The organism is Hahella sp. HN01 (genome assembly GCF_018986435.1).
Lineage (GTDB): Bacteria > Pseudomonadota > Gammaproteobacteria > Pseudomonadales > Oleiphilaceae > Hahella.
On the sequence record NZ_JAHMIN010000017.1, the window covers coordinates 18,559 to 40,437 of the forward strand.

General features: G+C 57.1%; 20 protein-coding genes. 13 read left to right on the forward strand and 7 right to left on the reverse strand.

What is annotated here, in order from left to right; translation table 11 throughout:
* Nucleotides 1-87: 87 nt before the first annotated feature.
* Nucleotides 88-1,563 (reverse strand): hypothetical protein, encoded by a 1,476-nt coding sequence (locus tag KP814_RS16970; protein ID WP_216737863.1) that lies wholly within the window; start codon nucleotides 1,561-1,563, stop codon nucleotides 88-90.
* Nucleotides 1,564-1,759: 196 nt separating this feature from the next.
* On the opposite strand from KP814_RS16970, the gene KP814_RS16975 reads away from it, so the two are divergent.
* The 3 genes from KP814_RS16975 (at nucleotide 1,760) to KP814_RS16985 (ending at nucleotide 4,204) form a co-directional block, all read left to right on the forward strand.
* On the forward strand, nucleotides 1,760-2,581 hold the full coding sequence (locus KP814_RS16975) for an ABC transporter substrate-binding protein (RefSeq protein WP_216737864.1): 822 nt from the start codon (nucleotides 1,760-1,762) through the stop codon (nucleotides 2,579-2,581).
* A gap of 115 nt (nucleotides 2,582-2,696) precedes the next feature.
* On the forward strand, nucleotides 2,697-3,158 hold the full coding sequence (locus tag KP814_RS16980; RefSeq protein WP_216737865.1) for a thioesterase domain-containing protein: 462 nt from the start codon (nucleotides 2,697-2,699) through the stop codon (nucleotides 3,156-3,158).
* Nucleotides 3,159-3,172: 14 nt separating this feature from the next.
* Nucleotides 3,173-4,204, forward strand: coding sequence for a LacI family DNA-binding transcriptional regulator (locus KP814_RS16985; RefSeq protein WP_216737866.1), 1,032 nt, complete (start codon nucleotides 3,173-3,175; stop codon nucleotides 4,202-4,204).
* A gap of 93 nt (nucleotides 4,205-4,297) precedes the next feature.
* Here KP814_RS16985 and KP814_RS16990 read toward each other — a convergent pair whose 3' ends face one another.
* Genes KP814_RS16990 through KP814_RS17000 form a run of 3 tightly spaced genes read right to left on the reverse strand, consistent with a single transcriptional unit; the run spans nucleotide 4,298 to nucleotide 7,896 of the window.
* The gene (locus KP814_RS16990) at nucleotides 4,298-5,320 is read right to left on the reverse strand and encodes an ABC transporter permease (protein WP_216737867.1); all 1,023 of its coding nucleotides are present in this window, start codon (nucleotides 5,318-5,320) and stop codon (nucleotides 4,298-4,300) included.
* A gap of 59 nt (nucleotides 5,321-5,379) precedes the next feature.
* Nucleotides 5,380-6,927 carry a sugar ABC transporter ATP-binding protein gene (locus KP814_RS16995; RefSeq protein WP_216737868.1) on the reverse strand — a complete coding sequence of 516 codons (1,548 nt, stop codon included), beginning with the start codon at nucleotides 6,925-6,927 and terminating at the stop codon, nucleotides 5,380-5,382.
* A gap of 39 nt (nucleotides 6,928-6,966) precedes the next feature.
* Entirely contained in the window at nucleotides 6,967-7,896 is a 930-nt protein-coding gene (locus KP814_RS17000) for a sugar ABC transporter substrate-binding protein (protein WP_127973318.1), read from the reverse strand.
* A gap of 647 nt (nucleotides 7,897-8,543) precedes the next feature.
* On the opposite strand from KP814_RS17000, the gene KP814_RS17005 reads away from it, so the two are divergent.
* The 9 genes from KP814_RS17005 to KP814_RS17045 all read left to right on the forward strand — a co-directional run bounded on the left by KP814_RS17005 (nucleotide 8,544) and on the right by KP814_RS17045 (nucleotide 19,073).
* Nucleotides 8,544-9,380, forward strand: a complete 837-nt coding sequence (locus tag KP814_RS17005; RefSeq protein WP_216737869.1) for a TIM barrel protein — start codon at nucleotides 8,544-8,546, stop codon at nucleotides 9,378-9,380.
* Nucleotides 9,381-9,426: 46 nt separating this feature from the next.
* Entirely contained in the window at nucleotides 9,427-10,323 is an 897-nt protein-coding gene (locus tag KP814_RS17010; protein WP_216737870.1) for a sugar phosphate isomerase/epimerase family protein, read from the forward strand.
* On the forward strand, nucleotides 10,301-11,383 hold the full coding sequence (locus tag KP814_RS17015) for a Gfo/Idh/MocA family protein (RefSeq protein ID WP_305858197.1): 1,083 nt from the start codon (nucleotides 10,301-10,303) through the stop codon (nucleotides 11,381-11,383). The genes KP814_RS17010 and KP814_RS17015 overlap by 23 nt, the downstream gene beginning before the upstream one ends.
* Nucleotides 11,384-11,751: 368 nt before the next feature.
* A complete protein-coding gene (gene iolC, locus KP814_RS17020) occupies nucleotides 11,752-13,674 on the forward strand; it encodes a 5-dehydro-2-deoxygluconokinase (RefSeq protein WP_216737871.1) in 1,923 nt (640 codons plus the stop codon).
* Between the two features lie 152 nt (nucleotides 13,675-13,826).
* Nucleotides 13,827-15,677 (forward strand): 3D-(3,5/4)-trihydroxycyclohexane-1,2-dione acylhydrolase (decyclizing), encoded by a 1,851-nt coding sequence (gene iolD / locus KP814_RS17025; RefSeq protein WP_216737872.1) that lies wholly within the window; start codon nucleotides 13,827-13,829, stop codon nucleotides 15,675-15,677.
* Nucleotides 15,678-15,708: 31 nt separating this feature from the next.
* Entirely contained in the window at nucleotides 15,709-16,608 is a 900-nt protein-coding gene (gene iolE, locus KP814_RS17030) for a myo-inosose-2 dehydratase (RefSeq protein WP_216737873.1), read from the forward strand.
* Nucleotides 16,609-16,733: 125 nt separating this feature from the next.
* Entirely contained in the window at nucleotides 16,734-18,236 is a 1,503-nt protein-coding gene (locus tag KP814_RS17035; protein ID WP_216737961.1) for a CoA-acylating methylmalonate-semialdehyde dehydrogenase, read from the forward strand.
* A gap of 232 nt (nucleotides 18,237-18,468) precedes the next feature.
* A complete protein-coding gene (locus tag KP814_RS17040; protein ID WP_216737874.1) occupies nucleotides 18,469-18,699 on the forward strand; it encodes a hypothetical protein in 231 nt (76 codons plus the stop codon).
* A gap of 155 nt (nucleotides 18,700-18,854) precedes the next feature.
* Nucleotides 18,855-19,073: a hypothetical protein gene (locus KP814_RS17045; protein WP_127973323.1), complete on the forward strand. Its 219-nt coding sequence runs from the start codon at nucleotides 18,855-18,857 to the stop codon at nucleotides 19,071-19,073.
* 49 nt (nucleotides 19,074-19,122) lie between these two features.
* Here KP814_RS17045 and KP814_RS17050 read toward each other — a convergent pair whose 3' ends face one another.
* The 3 genes from KP814_RS17050 to KP814_RS17060 all read right to left on the reverse strand — a co-directional run bounded on the left by KP814_RS17050 (nucleotide 19,123) and on the right by KP814_RS17060 (nucleotide 20,811).
* Nucleotides 19,123-19,281, reverse strand: coding sequence for a hypothetical protein (locus KP814_RS17050; RefSeq protein WP_216737875.1), 159 nt, complete (start codon nucleotides 19,279-19,281; stop codon nucleotides 19,123-19,125).
* A 93-nt stretch (nucleotides 19,282-19,374) separates the two neighbouring features.
* Nucleotides 19,375-20,163: a (S)-ureidoglycine aminohydrolase gene (gene allE, locus KP814_RS17055; protein ID WP_216737876.1), complete on the reverse strand. Its 789-nt coding sequence runs from the start codon at nucleotides 20,161-20,163 to the stop codon at nucleotides 19,375-19,377.
* 60 nt (nucleotides 20,164-20,223) lie between these two features.
* A complete protein-coding gene (locus KP814_RS17060; protein WP_216737877.1) occupies nucleotides 20,224-20,811 on the reverse strand; it encodes an NAD(P)H-dependent oxidoreductase in 588 nt (195 codons plus the stop codon).
* A 137-nt stretch (nucleotides 20,812-20,948) separates the two neighbouring features.
* On the opposite strand from KP814_RS17060, the gene KP814_RS17065 reads away from it, so the two are divergent.
* Nucleotides 20,949-21,851 carry a LysR family transcriptional regulator gene (locus tag KP814_RS17065; protein ID WP_216737878.1) on the forward strand — a complete coding sequence of 301 codons (903 nt, stop codon included), beginning with the start codon at nucleotides 20,949-20,951 and terminating at the stop codon, nucleotides 21,849-21,851.
* Nucleotides 21,852-21,879: the final 28 nt, after the last annotated feature.

A 21,879-nucleotide genomic window follows, 5' to 3' on the forward strand; every position in this document is an offset into this window, starting at 1 on the left:
ATCCCGGTCCTCTTCTTTTTTGTTGTTACTGCTTTGTCTTTCCGCTTTTCTGCGTATCCGCAGCCCCGTTATCGACGTCAATACGCATCAGCCATCGCTATCGTCGCCGGAGACAAGCTCCACTGAGAGCGCGCCATTGGCGCGATAAGCGGTGGATTGATGCTGAGCGCCGAAAAATACCAACGCCTCCCCAGCGCCAGTGAACTTCACTTCGTCCAGCCCCAGATCCAACTGCGCCGAGGCGCCAAAGAACACACGCACGCATTGCACATGACGCAGGTCCACGCCCTGAGCGGCGAAATCAGCAAGCGGAATTTCCACCGTACTCCAATCCGGGCCGACGCTGAGGTAGTCGTTCAACGATACGCCCAGGTCTTTCCTCACCTGCGTATCCCATAACTGCACATACCATTGCGACGGCGCGGCGCCGTTCAGCGTCTTGAAGGACAGCGACAGTTTATCCAGCCCCATGGCGGGCAGGTCGAACTCTCCGCTCCACAGGGCGCTTTCAAACAGGCGAAATTGATCCCACTGCACATCGTCTCCGTGCAAACGCAGATACAGGCCATCTCCCTCTCCCGGCTGCGGGTCTGGATCGGGAGGCGCGCCAGCGTCCTTGGCGAAGCTCAACAACCAGTGAAACAGAACATGGCGGCCAAATTCGTTGTAGTGATAGTAATAACCGTCGCCGCCATAAGCGCCGGCGGCGTCGACATTGGGATCATTGTGGTCGTAGGCTAATTCCAGATAGTAGTTTTTGCTGTCCACAACCTGACCATCGCTGTTTCTAAATGTGTGATTCAGCTTCAGACCATAGGCGCCATCCCAGGAATTGTGTGCAACGCCCGCGAAGCTGGTCAGCTTGGCGGGATACATCGGCGGGTAATCCGGATCGCCGCAGCCGTTCAGCTTTTTATCCACGGCGTTTTTACCGGAGTTATGACCGATAACCGCGTCTTCATCGCCATGAAACGCCCAGACGGCAATGTGATGAATAGCCTCGCAGTCGAACTCCTGTGGATACCAGGCGGCGATGGGGGCGGCTGCGGCGAGGGTGTCCGGCCTGTCCCGCAGCACGTTGTAAGTACCGTTGCCGCCCTGGCTGTAGCCGGTGACGTAGACGCGATTCAGGTCCACGTTGTAATTGGCCACCGCGTGGTTATAGATTTGTTCATAGCGGCTTTTATGCATGCCGCAAATTCCCGATCCGCCCGCCGGCAACTGCGGCGCCAGCACAATCAACGGAGATGACGCTTCCCACAGGCCATCCCGAATCATCCTGGGAACGCCAGCGCCTGACACCTTGTTGAGAATTTGCATGTTCAGGGAATAAGTTCCATCACCGTTATTCACGGTGGCGTCGCCGCACTCCCCCAGTCCATGCAAGGAAATCAGCAGAGGATAACCCTCCTCGCGCTGAGGGTCGTAATCAGCAGGAAGGTGTATGAAACCATTCAAAGTTTGCGGGGTTTCCATTTTGCCGTTGATGGGCATCAGCGCCGCGTAGACGGCGGACGTCAGGAACAGCGTCGCCGCGAGAAGGAGAGATATTAAGGTTTTCATGGCGATTCCTTTGCGCTTGCAACAGTATTAACCAGGCAGACAAATAGCTCCATGATGACTATAGCTAACGCGGGGGCGGGAAACGGTCTCTGCTTCACGAATCCGGGTAACGTCCTACATCCTTCCGTTAAGAAATGTAATCCCGCCCGAAGCGCCTATAATTACTAAGACAGCTTTAACGTCGCAGGTGCATCCCATGTCCTCGCCCGTCTCCACTAGTCGCCCAGGCCTCACTGCTCTTGCCGCTTTATACAGTCTGTTTCTGATCGCCGCCCCGGTCGCCTCGGAAACTCTGACCGTGGCCACCGGCGACTGGCCTCCCTATGTGTCGCCGCAGTTAAAGCACTATGGCGTCACCGCGCGCATCGTCAAAGAAGCCTTCGAGGCGGCGGGGGATAAAGTCGTGTTTCAGTTCTTTCCATGGAAGCGCACGCTGCTGATGTCGGAAGAAGGGCTGGCGGACGCCTCTTTTCCCTGGAGCCACAAACCGGAACGGGAAGCCCATCATTACTACAGCGATTCCATCGGCAGATATGGGTATGTGTTTTTCCACCTCAAAACCACATCGTTTGAATGGCGTGAACTCAGTGACCTGCGCAGCCTGAAAGTCGGCGGCACCAACAGCTATAACTACGGAGAAGACTTCGTGAGCGCCTCAAAGGACGGGCTGTTTGAGATTGAGTGGGTGCACTCCGACGAGCTGAACTGGCGCAAACTGCTGGCGGGGCGCCTCGACATCTTTCCCTCGGACGTAGAAGCAGGCTACGCCGAACTTCGCGACCTGTTCCCGGCGGAACAGGCCAACCGCGTGACGCACCACCCTCACCCGCTAAAACCGCTCACCACCATGCATCTCCTGTTCTCCATGGAAAAACCGGAAAGCGTCGAACGCCTCAAACGCTTCAACGCCGGCCTGCAACAACTGCACGCAGAGGGCAAAATCGAGCAATACCTGCGCGAATCCCGAGAGGGACAATATCGTTTAGTCAGCGAGGAAGTGCGGGAAGAAGGGTTGTAAGGGCGCAGCGCCACAAAACCAATACCGCCAGACACCGACGAATGGATAAGTCCCTGCGCGCCCGCTCTGATTATAATACCCCCTAGCCTACATCCAACTACGCCAAGGAAAAGCTATGAGTGACGCGTCGTTAGCTGCGCAATTGCAACGTATTTTTGATGATGAGATTCCCCTTACCCGTGCGATGGCGTTACGCGTCGATCAGTATGACGGACAGGCGCTGGCGCTGTCGGCGCCGCTGGAGAACAACATTAACGATAAGGCGACGGCGTTCGGCGGCAGTCTGTATTCCATGTGCGTCTTGTCCGGCTGGGGTCTGCTGACTCTGACCTTGAAGTCTCATGACCTCAAGGGGGATATCGTGATACAGGACAGCCAGATTCAATTTCTCAAGCCGCTGCGATCAGAGCGTTTAGCCGTGCGCTGCGCTTTTGCTGAGCCACAGCAGGTGGATGAGTTCGTCAGCGTTTACCAGCAACGGGGCAAAGCCCGTCGGGAGCTGGTGGCGGAGATTCTTGCGGACGGCGAAACAGCAGTGCGCTTTACCGGACGTTATGTGGCGCTGAAGGCGGATTGAGGCGGCGCGGAGCCATGTCCAAACGCCCAACGATCACCGATCTCGCCCAAGCCGCGGGAGTCAGTCCAGCCACCGTGGACCGGGTGCTGAATAACCGCTCCAAAGTGCGAGAAGCGACGGCGCAACGAGTGCTGCTGGCGGCGGAGGATATTGGCTATCACGCCTCTGGACTACTGAAAAAACGCTTTCAGGAATCCAAACCCCGCAAAACCATCACACTGCTGCTGCAACGCAGCGCCGAAGCCTTTTATCAGGCGCTGGGAACCGCGCTGGTCAACGCCGCCGCGCGACAGCGGGATTATCAGATCCAGACCCATTTGATTTTCATGGACGAAGTCGCCCCCGCCTATATCGCGGGGCAGCTGCAGCAGGTAGCGGAAGCATCTGACGCAGTGGCGCTGGTGGCGTTAGACCATCACTCGATCAACCAGGTCATCGAGCAACTGGCCGCCCAGGGAAAGCCCGTCATCACTCTGCTGTCGCAACTCTCCTCTCAGGCCTGCGCCGGGCATCTCGGCCTGGATAGCCGCAAAGCGGGACGCAGCGCCGCCTGGGCAATTTCACGATTGGCGAAGAAAGAGGGAGAGGTTGGGATACTGCTGGGCAGTCATCGCTACCTGAATCAGGAAATATCCGAGATCAGCTTTATCAGTTACTTTCGCGAGCTGGGCCGCAACTTCCGCCTGCTTGATCCAATCCTCAATCTCGACGACGATCGCCTCGCCGCCGAGGCCACCGCTAATCTGCTGGCGTCGCATCCTGATCTGGTGGCGCTTTACAGCGCCGGCGGCGGCATGGCGGGGATGATCTCCGCACTGCGCAACGAAGCTCCTGACCGCGATTTGGTGGTGGTCTGCAATGAGCTGACGCCCAGCACCCGAGAGGCCCTTAACGAAGGGCTGGTGGACATGGTGATCGCCACGCCGGTGGAACGTCTGGCCGCTGAAACCCTGGCCTTGTTCGTGCGCGCTTTCAACGCCAAAGGCGAACAACGCTTTGCGCCGGTCTTGCTGGCCCCGGAACTCCATATTCTGGAAAACATTTAGCGCCGCCAGAATCAAAAGCAGAGTCAAAAGAAAAAGCCCGCACGCTTTTCGCGTCGGGCTTATTCATGGCCGTATCCTAATCGTTGCGATGGGTCAGCTGGTCTTCTTGCGTTTATTCTGCCGGTGCTGATCCACCACCACCGCACACACGATAATGGCGCCTTTGATGATGTCCTGATAATAGGCGTCCACTCTCAGGAAAGTGAATCCGGACAGCATGACGCCCAGTATCAAGGCGCCGATAACCGTCCCGGTGATGCGTCCGCGTCCGCCGGACAACGACACCCCGCCGATTACCGCCGCCGCGATAGCGTCCAATTCGTACATCAGTCCCATGCCCGCCTGCGCGGTTTTAATGCGGGCTATCGCCACCATCGCCGCCAGTCCCGCCAGCAGACCTGCGATCATGTAGACCTTGATCAGGTGGGCGTCGATATTGATGCCGGATACCCGCGCCGCCTGAGGGTTGGCGCCGATCGCATAGGTGAACTTGCCGAAGCGGGTGTAACGCATGACGACATGGAAGAACGCCGCGACAAGCAGAAACACCACTACCGGCGCCCAGCGTCCCAGGCCGCTGCCGAGCATGGTGAAGCTCTCCGTGAAACCGGAAACAGGGCTGCCGTCCGTGAACCAGCGGGCGATGCCGCGAGCGGAAACCATCATGCCCAGGGTGGCGATGAAAGGAGGAATCTTGGTTTTCGTGATCAACCAGCCGTTGATGAAGCCGGCCAGGGCGCCAATGGCCAATCCCACCACCAGCGGCACGACAAAGGGCAGGTCCACCAACGCAGGGTAAATGATCTTGGGCCAGTTGCTGTCCTGGGCGAACGTGGCGGCGATCATAGCGGTCATCGCCACCACTGAGCCGGAGGACAAATCAATGCCGCCGGTGATAATGACCTGAGTGACGCCGACGGCGATGATGCCGATCACCGACACCTGAAGAATAATAATCTGCAGACGGCTCACATTGGCCAGGAAGCTCTGCCCGACGATGAACCAGCCCAGCACCTCGAACAATGCCGCAATGCCGAACAGCACCATCAGGATGCTCAGCTCGGGAGGCATGCGCTTCTTTGACGTGGGAGTCAGGCGTCCGTTATCCGTCGTCATGGGACCACTCGTTGTTGTCGTTGCCATTTCAACCTCTCTCAATATTAGTCACCAGCGGTTTACTGCGCCGCCAGATCCATAATCTTCACTTGATCCGCTTCCGCCCGGTCCAGAATGCCGGTGACGCGCCCTTCATGCATAACCACGACCCGATCGCTCATGCCGAGTATTTCCGGCAGTTCGGAGGAGATCATCACCACCGCCACGCCTTTGTGAGCCAGTTGGGTGATCAGGCTGTGTATCTCGGCTTTGGCGCCGACATCGATGCCCCGCGTAGGCTCATCCAGAATCAGAATTTTCGGATGGGTCAACAGCCAGCGGCCGATCAGCACTTTCTGCTGATTGCCCCCTGACAGGTTCTCGATCACTTCATCCATCCCCGGCGTTTTCACCCGCAACTTGTTGCAGATTTCCACCGCTTCTTTCGCCAGCTCCGCTTCCGCCACGAATCCCTTGTTGACGAATTTCTGATGCAGCACCGCCGACTGGATGTTTTCTTGGATGGTCAAGGGAAGAAAGCAGCCCGTCTCCTTACGGTCTTCCGTGAGAAACGCCATGCCATGCTGAATCGCTTCATTAGGAGATTTGATCTGCACGAATTCGCCATTGATCTGAATCGCCCCGCCGTCAGCGGGGGCGACGCCAAATAAGGCTTCGGCGACGTTGGAACGGCCGGAGCCGACCAGCCCTGCAAACCCGACTATCTCCCCCGCGCGCACGTCGAAAGACACGTTACGGAATACGCCTTCGCGGCTCAGGTTCTTCACGGACAGCACCACATCGCCCAACGCCACCTCTTCTTTCGGGAACATCTGCGATACTTCCCGTCCCACCATCATGCGAATGATGTCGTCGCGAGTGACGTTGGAGGACAGATGCGTGCCGATGTACTGGCCGTCGCGAAACACCGAAAACTCATCGGCGATTTCGAACAGCTCATTCATTTTGTGGGTGATGTAGACAATGCCGATGCCCTTGGCGCGCAGGTCGCGAATAATCTCAAAAAGATGGGCGACTTCGGTCTCGGTGATCGCCGATGTCGGCTCGTCCATGATCAGCACGTCGGAATTGAAAGACACCGCTTTGGCGATCTCGACCATCTGCCGGTTGGCGACCGACAGTTCGCTGATTTCCGCATCCGGATCAAGGCTGATATTGAGACGGTCGAACAGGTCCTGAGTCCGCCGCCGCATCTCGTCGTGATCGATCAGGCCAAAGCGGCCTTTGGGTTCGCGGCGAATCCAGATGTTTTCCGCCACGGTCATGGGATTCATCAGCAACAACTCCTGATGAATCATGGCGATGCCGGCTTCCTGTGCGTCCAGCGGCTTTTCCAGCCGCACCGGTTCGCCCCGCAGCAATACCTGTCCTTTGTCGGGCTGATAAATACCGGCGATGATTTTCATCAACGTCGACTTGCCCGCGCCGTTCTCCCCCATCAACGCATGCACCGTCCCCGGACGAATCCTGAGGGAGACGTTGTCCAGAGCCACCACACCTGGGAACTCCTTACGGACATTGGCCACTTCGAGCACGTATTCGTAATTGCGATTTTGGGGAATTGCGCTGTTCACAGACACCGCCTCCACTACTGATGCGCTACTCATAACGCAATCCCTCCGCATTGCCTAAGGTGGAAAATCGACTTACTTGCTCAGGTACTTATCCAGGTTAGCCGGCGTCACCAGCTCAAAGGGCACCCAAACTTTCTGATCCACATTTTCACCTTTGGCGAGACGAACGGCGGTGTCTACCGCACCCGCGCCCTGACCTTTGGCGCTCTGGAATACGGTCACATCCAGATCGCCGGACTTCATCGCAGCCAGCGCATCAGGGGTGGCGTCGATGCCTGCGACGACAACGGAATCCATCTTGCGACCCGCCGCTTTCAAAGCCTGCAGGGCGCCGATGGCCATTTCGTCGTTATTGGAGATGACCGCGTCAAACTCCAGGCCCGCGGACAGCCAGTTGGTCATCAGGTCGTTGCCTTTCAGACGCGACCATTCCGCGGTCTGCTCCGCAACGATTTTCATACCGGAGCATTCTTTACGCTTGATGACGTCATGCACGTCTTTGGTACGCTGAATAGCCGCCTGATTGGAGAGTTCGCCCATCATGACCACCACGTTGCCTTTGCCTCCCAACAGACGACACACTTCTTCCGCCTGCAGGGTGCCGGACACTTCCTCGTTGGAAGCGACAAACGCCTGATTGTCCGGAAGCTGGTTAACGTTGATAGGTTGACGGTTGACATAAATGAGGGGAATGCCGGCGGCTTCCGCGTCGCTGCTCATGGACACGGTGGCGTCGGTATCGACAGGGTTGACGATGATGGCGTCCACGCCCGACGCAATAAAGTTCTGAATCTGATTGAGTTGCGTGCCGACTTCGTTCTTACCGTCCTCAATCTGCACATCTACGCTTTTATCCTTAGCGGCGGTTTCAATGCCGTTACGCAAAGCGGTCAGGAAGTTATCATCGAATACGGCCATGGATACGCCAATTTTAAGATCAGCGGCCGCAACGGAGCCGGCAAACATGGCTGACGCCAAGACACTCAAGGCTAACTTTTTCATCTTATAATTATCCTCTTTGATTTCGAGTACCCGTTGCACTCACTTTTTTATTGTTGGTTCCGGTTTGAATCACATCGGCGCAACGCGTATTGTGGTCAATTTCTGTGCGTCCGCATAGGCCGCAGATCCAACCGCCGCCGTTTCGCCTCAGTGCAGTTCCGACTCCTTGATATCGAGATTTTTATTCCAGATATTTATATGATGGAACATATATTCCAATTTGCACCTGCCGCCCCAATTTGTCAACCCTTTTTCCGCGCCCCTGAGCGTTTTCCCTCAGCCCCCGCCGTATAAAGGCCGCGGCGACGGCTCGCTATAAACGGAATATTTATTTCATCGCAGTTTCATATGGACGGACTTTCCTCTAAAACGGCTTGCCGCCGAGCGATCACAACCTGCAACACTCTCCCAATGATGTAATCACCTCAGGATTCGCTCTGCCTTGCTTTCAAAAATGATGTTTTTTGAGGCGATTTGATGTCTCAGTGATGGGATTGATTGACGCCCAGACGAGGGACGATTTAATTTTTTTCGCACAAGTCCTGAACGCCGCCGACCTCCAGGGTCACGCGCAAGTTAAGGACCACAGTAACGACAATAGTGACGTCCCCGACGCACACAGATAACAACAACAAGGTAAACCGACTATGTCCCATCCCTCTCCCGATTTGCTTCGTTTCGCGTTGAATCACATGGTATGCCCGTCCCTCACGCCGCTTGCGCTATTGGACGCTGCGGCGTCCCTAAGTGTCGACGCCGTTGAGCTGCGCAACGACATAGTCGACAACAGCCTCACCAACCTTGAACAGGCTAAAGCCGTTAACGCCAAGGCCGCGGCAATGGGCATCGAGATCCTTAGCGTCAACGCCCTCTACCCTTTCAATATCTGGAATGACGAACGCGTCGCACAGGCGAAGGAGCTGGCGCACCTGGCCGCCGCCTGCGGCGCCAAAGCGCTGGTATTGTGCCCCTTAAATGATGGAACCCAGGTGGCCCCCAGCGCCAGCAAAGACAAAGAGCTTCGCCAGGCTCTTCAAGCGTTAAAGGAAATCCTGGAGCCGCATGGGCTTCAGGGCTATGTCGAGCCGCTTGGCTTCCCCGTTTCCTCTCTGCGTTTTAAGCAGGAAGCATTGGCGGCCATTGACGCCATAGATGGGGCGGATTGCTTTCAGTTGCTCCATGACACTTTCCATCATCGCGGCGCGGGCGACCAGCGCCTGTATCCCCAACGCACCGGACTGATCCACTTATCCGGCGTTGAAGATCCGGCTCTCAGTTTCACCGACATGCTGGACGGCGACCGCGTACTGGTCGGCCCCAAAGACAGGCTGGGCAATATCGAGCAGCTTCAACAAATGCTGGTCGCAGGTTATCGCGGCCCCATCTCCTTCGAACCCTTTTCCGAAACCGTGTGGAGTCTTGCAGATCCGCTCAACGCCGTGAAAGAAAGCATGGCGTATATCCGGCAGGCGCTCGCCCAATAACGCTTCCGACAGGATTTTCACATCACCGAATACAAGAGGCGTCCTGATGAAAATAGCCCTTGATCCCTACATGCATCGTCATTTATCGCTGCCTGACATATGTCGTCTGACGCGGGAGTTGGGATACAACTATATCGAGCTGTCGCCGCGGGCGGATTTCCTGCAATGGTGGACGCGCCCCCGGATTTATCCAGAGCGAGTGCAATCATTCAAAAAAGCCATGCGCGACCACGGCGTCGCGTTGGCCTCCCTGCAGCCCATGTACCGCTGGTCCAGTCCTTATCCGGATGAATGGGAAGTCGCCATAGACAACTGGAAGCGAACCATTCAGATAGCGGTGGAGATGGACTGCGATCTGCTCATTTCCGAATTCGGCCGCGGCGGCTCTCCGGAACGCTCCGCCGCAGATCACAGCGGCCTGCACACGCCGGAAGCCTGCGAGAACGCCTTCTGGCGCGCTATGGACACGCTGGTTCCACTGCTGGAGCGAGAAGGCCTGACCTTAAGCATCGAACCCCACCCTGAAGACTGGGTGGAACAGATCGATGCAGCCGTGGACATCATCAGGACGATTAACTCCAAAGCCGTGAGATGCTCCTACATCGCTCCGCACTCTTTCTATTACGGGGACGATCTGGCGCAGTCGATCCGGGCGACCAAAGATGTGCTGACGCATGTCCGGGTCGCCGACACCTTCAACCATAAAGCCTCATCGCAATTACGCTACATCGTCAACCCGCCCGGCTCCAGCGCCCGCGTGCATCAGCATCTGGATATCGGCCAGGGCGAAATCGACTGGGACGTCTTCTTCCAGACCCTGCGTGACATTGATTTCGACGGCGTGCTGTCGAGCTGCGTCTTCGCGTGGGAAGAACGGGCGGAGTCGTCCTCAGGCTTCATGCGGGAGGAGATCCAACGCTATGTCGATAAATACTGGCATTAGCGGCTACAAAGCTACAAAGCTACAAAGCTACAAAGAGGATAATGCAATCATGTCTCTTAGAATCGGAATTATCGGCGCCGGCGCCATAGGAACGGATCACGCCCGCCGCATCACAAATACATTAAGCGGCGCGCAAGTCGTCGCCGTCACCGACGTCAATCCTGAGCAGGCCCACGCCCTTATAGATGGGCTCCAGTTAAAGGCTCAGGTATATCGCGACAGCCATGAGTTGATTCACGCCGAGTCTGTCGACGCGGTCCTCGTCACCTCTTGGGGACCCACTCATGAGGAGTTCGTGCTCGCAGCGATCGCCGCAGGAAAATACGTCTTCTGCGAAAAGCCGCTGGCCACCACCGCAGACGGATGCCGTCATATCGTGGACGCAGAGATCAACGCAGGCAAACGATTGGTTCAGGTTGGTTTTATGCGTCCTTATGACAGCGGCTATCGACAGTTGAAACAGGCCATCGACGCTGGCGAAATCGGCGCGCCCTTGATGGTTCACTGCGCTCATCGCAATCCCTCCGTCCCGGAATCTTACGTTACGCCCATGGCGATACATGACACCCTCATTCATGAACTGGATGTGCTGCGCTGGCTGCTGGATGACGACTACGTCAGCGCGCAGGTCGTGTTTCCCCGCAAAACCCGGCACGCTCACAGTAAAGTGGCCGATCCCCAGATCGTGCTGCTGGAGACTCGCAAAGGCGTGCGCATTGATGTGGAGATTTTCGTAAATTGCCGTTATGGCTATGACATTCAATGCGCGGTGGTCGGTGAAGAAGGCATCGCCAATCTGCCGGAGCCGCAGAGCCTGCTGATGCGTAAAGACGCCATGCATTACGCCAGGGTGCTGACAGACTGGAAACAGCGCTTCATCGACGCCTATGACAGCGAGCTGCAAGCCTTTATCAAGGATATCCAGAACGGCGCGCTCAGCGGCCCTTCCGCCTGGGATGGATTCGCCGCCGCCATCGCCGCAGACGCCTGCATCAAGGCTCAGGACAGTGGACGCATTGAAACCATTGAAATGCCTACTCGTCCCGCCTTCTACGCCTGACTCCGATCTTCCCCGGCATAGCGCCTTGGGTCCGGTTGGGCTCAAGGCCTCGCCCTATTGGAATATTTATTCCACAGAGCGTTAGAAATCTTCCCTGTTCCACCTACTTCACCGATAAAAGTTCGTCTCCACGATGCTGCGGAAGGTCGCCTTACTTAAGTTTTGCGCCGCTTGCGCCAGGGCTTACGGCCCATCCTCCTCGTAAAAAAGAAAGTATTTTCCATCTATTGTCATTATGGAATTTTTATTCTATTCTTTTGAAAAAATGAAATGTCGGCGATGTCTGCGTCAGCACGGAGACAGGCCGGGGGAATTCGATGTATGGTTATGGGAGCCGCAGTTCCCGGCCACGGGAGATAAACAATAATATGAGTACAGACAAAACTCTGGACCTGATCTGCCTCGGCAGAGCCGCCGTCGACATTTACGGCGAACAAATCGGCAGCCGACTGGAAGACATGAGCAGCTTCGCCAAATACCTCGGCGGCTCCTCCGGCAACATCGCATATGGAACCGCCCGCCTGGGCCTGAAATCCGCCATGCTGACCCGCGTCGGCGACGAACACATGGGTCGTTTCGTACGCGAAGAACTGGCCCGCGCTGGCGTCGACGTCAGCCATGTGGTCACCGACAAAGAACGCCTGACCGGTCTGGTGCTTCTCGGCATCAAAGATAAAGACACGTTTCCACTGATTTTCTATCGCAACGACTGCGCTGACATGGCGGTGGACAGCGGTGACTTCACCCCCGAATTTATCGCGTCCTCCAAAGCCCTGTTGATCACCGGCACCCACTTCTCCACAGACCAGACTTACCGCGCCAGCATGACAGCGCTGGAATATGCGAAAGCCGCCGGCGCCAGGCGGATTCTCGATATCGATTACCGCCCGGTGCTGTGGGGTCTGACCAGCCTCGGCGACGGCGAAACCCGCTTTATTTCCAGCGAAGGCGTCACTCGGCATTTGCAAAGCATCCTGCCCCACTTCGACTTGATTGTGGGCACCGAGGAAGAAGTGCATATCGCTGGCGGCAGTACAGACACAATCACCGCCCTGCAGGCGATTCGCGCGCTGACCGGCGCCACCATCGTCTTGAAACTGGGCGCCCAGGGCTGCACCGTGCTTGACGGCGAAATTCCCGCCAGCGCGGAGGCCTTCGAAGTGTATTCCGGCGTGCGCGTGGACGTGCTCAATGTGCTCGGCGCCGGCGACGCCTTTATGAGCGGTTTTCTGCGCGGCTGGCTGCGCGGCGAATCCTATGAGCGCTGCTGCGCCTACGCCAACGCCTGCGGCGCCCTGGTGGTGTCCCGGCACAGCTGCGCGCCAGCCATTCCCAGCGCGGAAGAGCTGGACGACTATATGGCGCGGGCGCAATCCATTCCCCGTCCGGATCTGGACGAGCGGCTGAACTATCTGCATCGGGTCACCACCCAGCGCAACAGCGCCCAGTGGAGCGATCTGTGCATTCTGGCTTTCGATCATCGCAAGCAACTGTTCGACATGGCGCGGGAAGAAGGCGCAGAACTGTCCCGCATCAAGCAGCTAAAACGCTTGCTGGTAAAAGCGACGGAGTTGGGGGCCAAAGGCATCGGCGACAGTCAGGTCGGCGTCCTGGTTGACGACACCTATGGACAGGACGCGCTCAATGACGTCAGCGGGCGCGGTTGGTGGATTGGTCGCCCGGTGGAGTTTCCCAGCTCACGCCCCTTGGAATTGGAAGGCGGCCGCAGCGTCAGCGCGCGCCTGAAAACCTGGCCCAAAGAGCATATCGTCAAATGCCTGGTGTTCTACCACCCGGAAGACTGCATCGACCTGCGCATGGCGCAGGAGCGTCAGGTGCGCGAACTGTACAAAGCCTGCTGCGATTCCGGTCATGAAATGCTGCTGGAGCTGATTCCGCCTCGTGACCAGAACGTTACCGACAATGTTTATATCGACGCCATGGCCCGCTTCTACAACCTTGGCGTCAAGCCGGACTGGTGGAAACTGCCGCCGCAATCGCCCGCCAACTGGCGCCGCATCAGCGACCTGATCGCACAACGCTCGCCCCATTGCCGCGGCGTGGTGATGCTGGGGCTGGACGCGCCGGCGGAAGAGCTGAAAAAAGGCTTTATGGACAGCGCCGGCTTCGACATCTGCAAAGGTTTCGCCGTAGGTCGCACAATTTTCAGCGTCCCCAGCCGCAAGTGGCTGCGCGGCGAATTCAACGACCAGGAGCTGATCGACGCGGTCGCCGCCAATTACCTGGAGCTGGTCGCCTGCTGGAAGCAACGCAACAGCCTGCAGCCCTAGACGATTTCCTTATTAATCAGGCAGACAAATAGCTTCCCTCTATTTGTCTGCAACGACAGGCACTGCACAGGTCAGGTCCTGTCTCCCGTGAAACAGACAGAGATGGCGAACGGACCGACGTCCGGATCAGCAAAGACGAGAGGCTAAGCCGAATGAAAACAATAAGACTGACTATGGCGCAGGCGGTGATCAAATATATGATCGCGCAAAAGGTCGACGTGGATGGCGAAATCAAACCTTTATTCGCAGGGATGTGGGCGATCTTCGGCCACGGCAACGTCGCCGGTCTGGGCGAAGCGCTGCATCATGTGCGCGATGCGCTTCCCACCTATCGCGCCCATAACGAACAGGGCATGGCCCACGCCGCGATCGCCTACGCCAAGACGCAGAATCGCCGTCAGATGATGGCCTGCACTGCGTCCGCCGGACCCGGCTCGGTGAATATGGTGACCGCCGCCGCCGTGGCGCACGTCAATCGCATCCCTGTGCTGTTTCTTCCCGGCGACACCTTCGCCACCCGCATACCCGATCCGGTGCTGCAGCAGGTGGAGAATTTCCACGACTACACCCTGACTTCCAATGATTGCTTCAAACCGGTGAGCCGTTTCTTTGATCGCATCACTCGCCCAGAACAATTACTGGCGTCGTTACCGCAGGCCTTGCGTGTCTTAACAGACCCCGTCGAATGCGGCCCGGTGACTTTGGCGCTGCCGCAGGATGTGCAGACCATGGCGTTCGATTACCCGGAAAGTTTCTTTGCGGAGAAAATCCATCGGCTGCGTCGTCAGGCGCCAGACGCCACAGAACTGGCTGACGCCATCGCCATGATCAAAGCCTCGAAAAAGCCGTTGCTGGTCGCTGGCGGCGGCGTGCATTACTCCGGCGCCCTGGCGGAGCTGGACAGCCTGGCCTCCACTTATGCATTGCCTGTAGGGGAAACCCAGGCGGGCAAAGGCGCCCTGCCCTGGGATCATCGTCAAAACATCGGTTCGCTGGGCGTCACCGGCGCCGCCTCCACCAATGCGCTCGCTGCGGAGGCGGATCTGATCATCGCCGTCGGCACGCGTCTGGGCGATTTCGCTTCCGGTTCCCGTGCGATCATTGACCCCGACGCCAGCTTGCTAAGCATCAATGTCGCCTCTTTTGACGCCGTCAAACACAAGGGACAGCCCCTGGTGGGCGACGCCAGACTGACGCTGGCGCAATTGCAAGATGCTCTGGGCGACTGGCGCCCCGACGGAGAGTGGATTGAAAAGGCAGAACGCTTACGCGCGCAGTGGCATAAGTCCGTGGACAACGCCACCGCCGACCATCAGGCGGACCTGCCTACGGATGCAGAAGTGGTCGGCGCGGTCAATCGCGCTGCGGGGGAAAAAGACATTGTGGTTTGCGCCGCCGGCGGTCTGCCGGGAGATCTGCAGAAGCTCTGGCGCACCCGCTATGACAGAGGCTATCACCTGGAGTACGGCTATTCCTGCATGGGTTATGAGCTGGCGGGAGGCGTCGGCGCCAAAATGGCGAAGCCGGATTCGGAAGTGTTCGTCATGGTCGGCGACGGCTCTTATCTGATGCTCAATTCCGAAATCGCCACCTCCGTCATGTTGGGGCAGAAAATCATCATTGTGGTGCTGGATAACCGTGGCTTTGGATGTATTCATCGTCTGCAACAAGCCTGCGGCGGTCCCGGTTTCAATAACCTGCTGGACGATTGCCTCACCACTGACGGCGGCGCGCCCAAAATCGACTTCGCCGCCCACGGCGCCGCGCTGGGCGCCAAATCGGAAAGCGTGCGCAATATCAAGGAGCTGGAGGCCGCCCTGGAGCGCGCCAAGGCGTCCGACATCAGTTATCTGATCGCTATCGACACCGATCCCCTGAAAGTCACTGAAGACGGCGGGGCCTGGTGGGACGTGGCGGTCGCGGAAGTATCCGAACGTCCGCAGGTCGAAGAGGCCCGCCGCCGTTACGAGAGCTTCAAAGCTCGTCAGTTCAAAAATCTGTAATCACTTTTGGCGGAATATCTGGAGATTTCTCATGAGCGTACGTATCGGCATCAACCCTCTGACCTGGACTAACGACGACCTGCCCTCCCTGGGCGGCGACACGCCGCTGGAAGTGTGCCTCAGCGAAGGTAAACAGGCGGGCTTCGCCGGTTTTGAGCTAGGGCACAAGTTCCCGCGCACGCCGGAAGCGCTGGGACCGATTCTGGACCATCACGGACTGCGTCTGGTGTCCGGCTGGTTTAGCGGCCAACTCCTGGAGCGCAGCGTGGAAGCGGAAATCGCCGCCATTCAGGATCACCTGCATCTGCTGAAATCCCTTGGCGCTACGGCGATGGTGTATTGCGAGGTCACAGGCTGCGTGCATGGCGATCAAAACACGCCGGTGTCTCACCGTCCACGTCTGGCGGAAGACCAGTGGGAAACCTTCGGCGCCAAGCTGACGCAAGTGGCGGATTACTGCCTGGAGCAAGGCGTGAAGATCGCCTATCACCATCACATGGGCACCGTGGTGGAAACTGAAGAGGAGATCGACGCGCTGATGGCCAACACTGGCGACTCCGTGGGCCTGCTGCTCGACACCGGGCATCTTACCTACGCAGGCGGCGATCCCATTGCGGTGCAGCAACGCCACGCGGATCGCATCAACCATGTGCACTGCAAAGACATTCGCATGCAAGTGCTGGCGGACGCCAAAAACCGGGATCTGAGTTTTCTGGATGCTGTGCTCAACGGCGTGTTCACGGTTCCCGGCGATGGCGGCGTTGACTATGCGACCCTGTTCAAAGGCCTGCAAGCCAGCGGCTACAAAGGCTGGCTGGTGGTGGAAGCGGAACAGGACCCCGCCGTCGCCCATCCGCTGACCTACGCCACACTGGGCGCCAACAACCTGAAGCGGCTATGCGCCGAGGCGGGCATTACGCTATCGGAATAAGCGCCAGCATCCACCCTATTAATCAGGCAGACAAATAGCAAAATCCGGCCCGGCATGGGCCCTGCATCTCCGATGACGCGCGCCTCTGCGCAGGCGCGCCGCAGCAAATGAAAAAGGTATTCGACATGCAAACTCTTGGTAACTTCATCAACGGCGTTCGTTGCGACAGCGCCTCGGGCCGCGTCGGTCCGGTTTTCAATCCCGCCACCGGCGAGCAACGCCTGAACGTCGCCCTGTCCAGCGCTGACGAGACCCGCGCAGCCATTACAGCGGCGGAAACCGCGTTCGCCAGTTGGAAGGAAGTCACGCCGCTGCGCCGCGCCCGCGTCATGTTCAAATTCAAGGAGCTGATGGAGAAGCACGCTGACGAGCTGGCGGAGTTAATCACGCTGGAGCACGGTAAAGTGTTCTCCGACGCCCAGGGCGAACTGGTGCGGGGCCTGGAAGTCGTCGAATTCGCCTGCGGCATTCCGCACCTGCAAAAAGGCGAGCACAGCCTCAATGTGGGCCGTGGCGTTGACAGCTACAGCCTGATGCAGCCTTTAGGGGTTTGCGCCGGCATCTCTCCATTCAATTTCCCAGCCATGGTGCCCATGTGGATGTTCCCGGTAGCGATCGCCTGCGGCAATACCTTTGTGATGAAGCCATCGGAAAAAGATCCGTCAGTTCCATTGCGTCTGGCTGAACTGCTGAAAGAAGCCGGTCTGCCCGACGGTGTTTTTAACGTAGTGAACGGCGACAAAGAAGCCGTCGACGTGCTGCTGACCGACGAGCGCGTGCAGGCGGTCAGCTTCGTCGGCTCCACGCCTATCGCCGAATACATCTACGCCACCGCGTCCGCGCATGGAAAGCGGGTGCAGGCTCTCGGCGGCGCTAAAAACCACATGGTGGTCATGCCGGACGCCGATCCTGAGCAGGTCGTCGGCTCATTAGTAGGCGCCGCCTACGGTTCCGCGGGAGAGCGCTGCATGGCGATCTCCGTCGCAGTCTGCGTGGGCGATGAGGTGGCGGACACCCTGGTCAGCCGCCTGCAAAGCGAAATCGATAGCATGCGCGTCGGTCCCGGTCTGGGCCTGCCGGAAGAAGCCCACATGGGACCATTGGTGTCGAAAGAGCACGCCGCCAAGGTGCGCAGTTATATTGGTTCGGGCATCGAAGAAGGCGCCGCGCTGATTCGCGACGGCCGCGACTTCGTCTGCGCCGGCAATGAGAAAGGATATTTCGTCGGCCCCACACTGTTCGATCATGTGAAGCCGAACATGCGCATCTACAAAGAGGAAATCTTCGGACCGGTATTGTGCGTAGTGCGCGTCGACAGCTACGCGGAAGCCATTCGCCTGATCAATGAGCACGAATACGGCAACGGCACGGCGATCTTCACCCGCGACGGCGACACCGCCCGTCAGTTCTGCGAGGAAATCCAGGTCGGCATGGTCGGCGTCAACGTCCCCATCCCCGTCCCCATGGCCTTCCACAGCTTCGGCGGCTGGAAACGCTCCCTGTTCGGCCCCCTGCACATGCACGGCCCGGACGGCGTACGCTTCTACACACGCATGAAAACCATCACCAGCCGCTGGCCAACAGGCCTCCGCGCCGGCGCCGAGTTTTCCATGCCGACGATGAAGTAATCTCCACTGGAGCGATCCAAGCTCATTAAAGAGAACTATCCGCATTAGGTGGATAGTTCTCAGTGAGCAAGAAACTCATACATCATCAATTCCAGTTCAAGAAATAGAAGCAAACACACTACGTACCTTTTAAGCGCGAGTTGAAGATTTGACGACAGCGCCAAGAAGAAATAGCTTTTTGAACTCTCCGTCAGTATGTAGATGAGGCTCTTGAATTTAGGATGAAATGGTAATGAAACGCGAACCTAAAAAAGTCCAGTGGACCCGTGCAGAGGCTCCAAAAAAAGCAGGGCGTTACGTTGTAGCTATTGAGCATGAGTGCGGGCTGGGGGCTTACGACTTCAGTGCGTGGAGCCCTCTCGAAGGCTGGGAAATCAAGGATCAATCAGGAAAGATCGTTGCGTTTATCGACTTTGATGATGTCGCTGAGTTGCTTCCATATGCATGGGAAGATCAAGAATAACTCTCCCTGCTCAGAACTCCTGATCGCTTTCTGACATTTACTAAAAACAATCCCGGACTGGCCAACCATTCCGGGATACTGCAAACTATCCGTCCCGTCGACGTTTACCCGAAACGTCGCGTCAACTCACCACCCGGAGTACAGAGACAACGCCCATGCAGCAACGAGATTTGGAATTCTTTCGTCCCGTATGGAGACGTGTCGCCATCACGGTATTCTGCTTGTTCTGGGCGACGCTTGAATGGGCCACCGGCGAACCTCTGTGGGGCATGCTCGCCAGCGGCGCAGCGCTTTATTGCTACTGGCAGTTATTTTATGCGTTTGATGCAAATGTGGGGGCGAACAACGAGGAAAATTCCGACGCGGGCAAATAACGCATCGCGTCGTTAGTAGTTGGATTAGACTGCCGCGTCCTTGAAGACCTCACCCACCTGAACTGGGTTTGATAACCTTGGTCCACAGGAGATAGGCGCCGATGGCCAGTACGGCGAAGAACACCAGCTTGCCGATCAGTTTGAACGCCCACCAGGCGACGACGATAACCAGTACGCATCCGACAAGAAACAGCAGTTTTTTTAACATCAAAGGTTCTCGAAAACAGTAGAAAGTCTTGGCGTCATAATGGCTTATGCGCGAGGAGATTTAAATACAAAAATCTCTGGCGAACGCCGTTAATTAAAGCTCCGGCGCCCGATTCATTTCCTTGTAATAAATATACTTGCTGGAGACTTTCCCCGTTGCGGCGAACCACTGCTCCAGATAAGGCCCCATCCAGATCGCATCGCCCTGTTCCACCAGATGCCAGTCGCTTCCCAGACGGTAGACGCCCTGCCCCTGCAGAAAGTACAGACCATGCTCCATGAAATGCATTTCCACTATTGGCAGCGTGGCGCCAGGTTGAAACTCAAATACATTGACGCCCCAATCCCATGCCGGCGCGTCTGGCAACAGCGCTTGCAGCAACGCGCCATCATCGCCAAGAAAGGGTTTCGCAGGGACTTGCGTCAGGGAGCTGGCAAAGGACGTGACCGCATCCGTCGCCTCCGGCAGCGGCGCATATTTTTTCTGAAACGCCAGTAGCCGCGCCGAGTCGCCCTGGTTCACCAGCTCAAAGCGCTCTCCCGCCTTCAAGTGCGCCAAACCGTCCTGCTGTAAACGATGGGTCTCGCCACTAAAACTCAGCGCTATTTCTCCTTCCAGCACCAGCAACAAAAACTCATCTGACGGGCTCTCCGAACAAAAACTACCGCCGGCTTTCATATTCACCAGAAACTGACAAAACTTCGCTCCCATTTCCGGAGACGCCGTATAAATCACCTGACAGTTTTTCCATTGCGGCAAATTCAACGGCACGTGAGAGTCGGGACACATCAGAGAATAGTTGCGGGACAATTTACTGCGGGTAGCGCCGGTCAGGGTCATGTGTTTACCTTCGTTGTTATATTTGCGTAACGCGATAAACATTATAGCGACCTATCCCAACATCGACGCCCCCCTCTTTTGCTGTGAGCAAAACGCTACTGACTAGATCGCCGCCTCCAACGTCTTAACTGCGCTGACTGGTCTCACCACAGAGTTCAGGTGCGCCCGCCATCTTTCCGCCCAGTAATCGAAACGCGGTTCGTTGATAACATTGAACGCAGCGAAGCTCTCCAATGGTGTGAGGCCAACGTATCGCTGGGTGATATGCACGGAGGTCAGCACTTGATCCGCCGCCAGTCCGGCCAGCACGCCGCCGTCAGGATGGAAGGCTTTTTCAGCGGCGTTCCAGGTAGTGGAAAGCAGATAGCGTCGGCCTTTGAGTAATCCGCCTTCGCCGTATCGCTCTGCGCCGGCGAAGAAAACGCCGTGCGCATACACATCGTCGATGTAGCGCTTCAACGCCGCCGGGGCGGAAAACCAATACACGGGAAACTGAAGAATAACCAAATCCGCCCACTGATATTTTTGCTGCTCCTCGGCGATATCGTAGCCGTCCATAACCCGGCTGGTTCGCACCTCTGCAAACGGATGCAGCGTCTGCATCGCCACGCTGATCAATCCTTCATTAAAGCTTCCGTCCGCCACCCCGGATTTGGGTTCCGCGCCGTTTACGATTAATACCTTATTCATCCGTCATGCTCCTGTTATTCGGCGCCGCCACTCATAGCTCGCAGCGCCTTGGCTATATAAACGGGTTGTAGATTAGCGAGGCGGGCATTATTGTTTAATCTCGAATTATCTTTTTCATACTTTGAATATTCGCAACAATGATCCGATCCCTGCATGCCCTCCGCGTTTTTCTGTCCGTCGCCAAACATTTGAACTTCGCCCAGGCCTCCGCCGAGTTGCATTTATCCGCATCGTCCGTGTCCCGACAGATAACTGAGCTGGAGAAAGAGCTGAATGTGGCGCTGTTCACCCGCAGTACGCGCATGGTGGCGTTAACCCAACAGGGTCAGCGTTTGTATGAAGAAGCGGCGCCGCTGGTCGTCTCGCTGGATGAAGTCAGTGATTGTCTGCGCCAGCAAAAAGAGGAAGTGGGAGGCAGAGTAAGTCTCTCCGCTCCCTGGTGGTTCGCGTCTTATTTTATCGCCCCTGCTCTGGCGGGCTTGAGGGACCACTACCCTGATCTCACGGTGATTCTGGATTGCGATGACCGCGTCATCGATCCCAACGAGGGACTGCATGATATCTACGTTCGTTTCGGCAGGTTGAACGACTCCCGCCTGTTGGCGAAAAAGTTCGGCGCTTACGAATTCTGGCTGATAGCCTCACCCCAATATATTGAGAAATACGGCGAACCCAAACACCCCAAAGACCTGCATGATCACCGGCTGCTCGCATACCGGTTTTCATCGCCTCACAGCAGCTGGATATTTGATGACGGCGCGTCGCAACAACGCATCGCCATGCAAAGCCCTTATCTGCTCACCAACAATACCGAAAGCATCCTGCACTGCGCGTTGAACCACGGCGGCATCGGCCTGCTGGCGGATCATGGCGTCCTGAATGCAGTGAAACGCGGCGAGTTGATACGCCTGATGCCCAACTACGCCATCACGCCCAACCGATTTGAAAACGGCATGTATCTGGTTTACTCAAAAGACAAAGCGAAGATAAAACGCGTCAAAGCCGTTATTGATTACTTGGCGGAGCATTTGCGTAGTTAAGCGCGCATGATTGTCAGAAGACTATGGG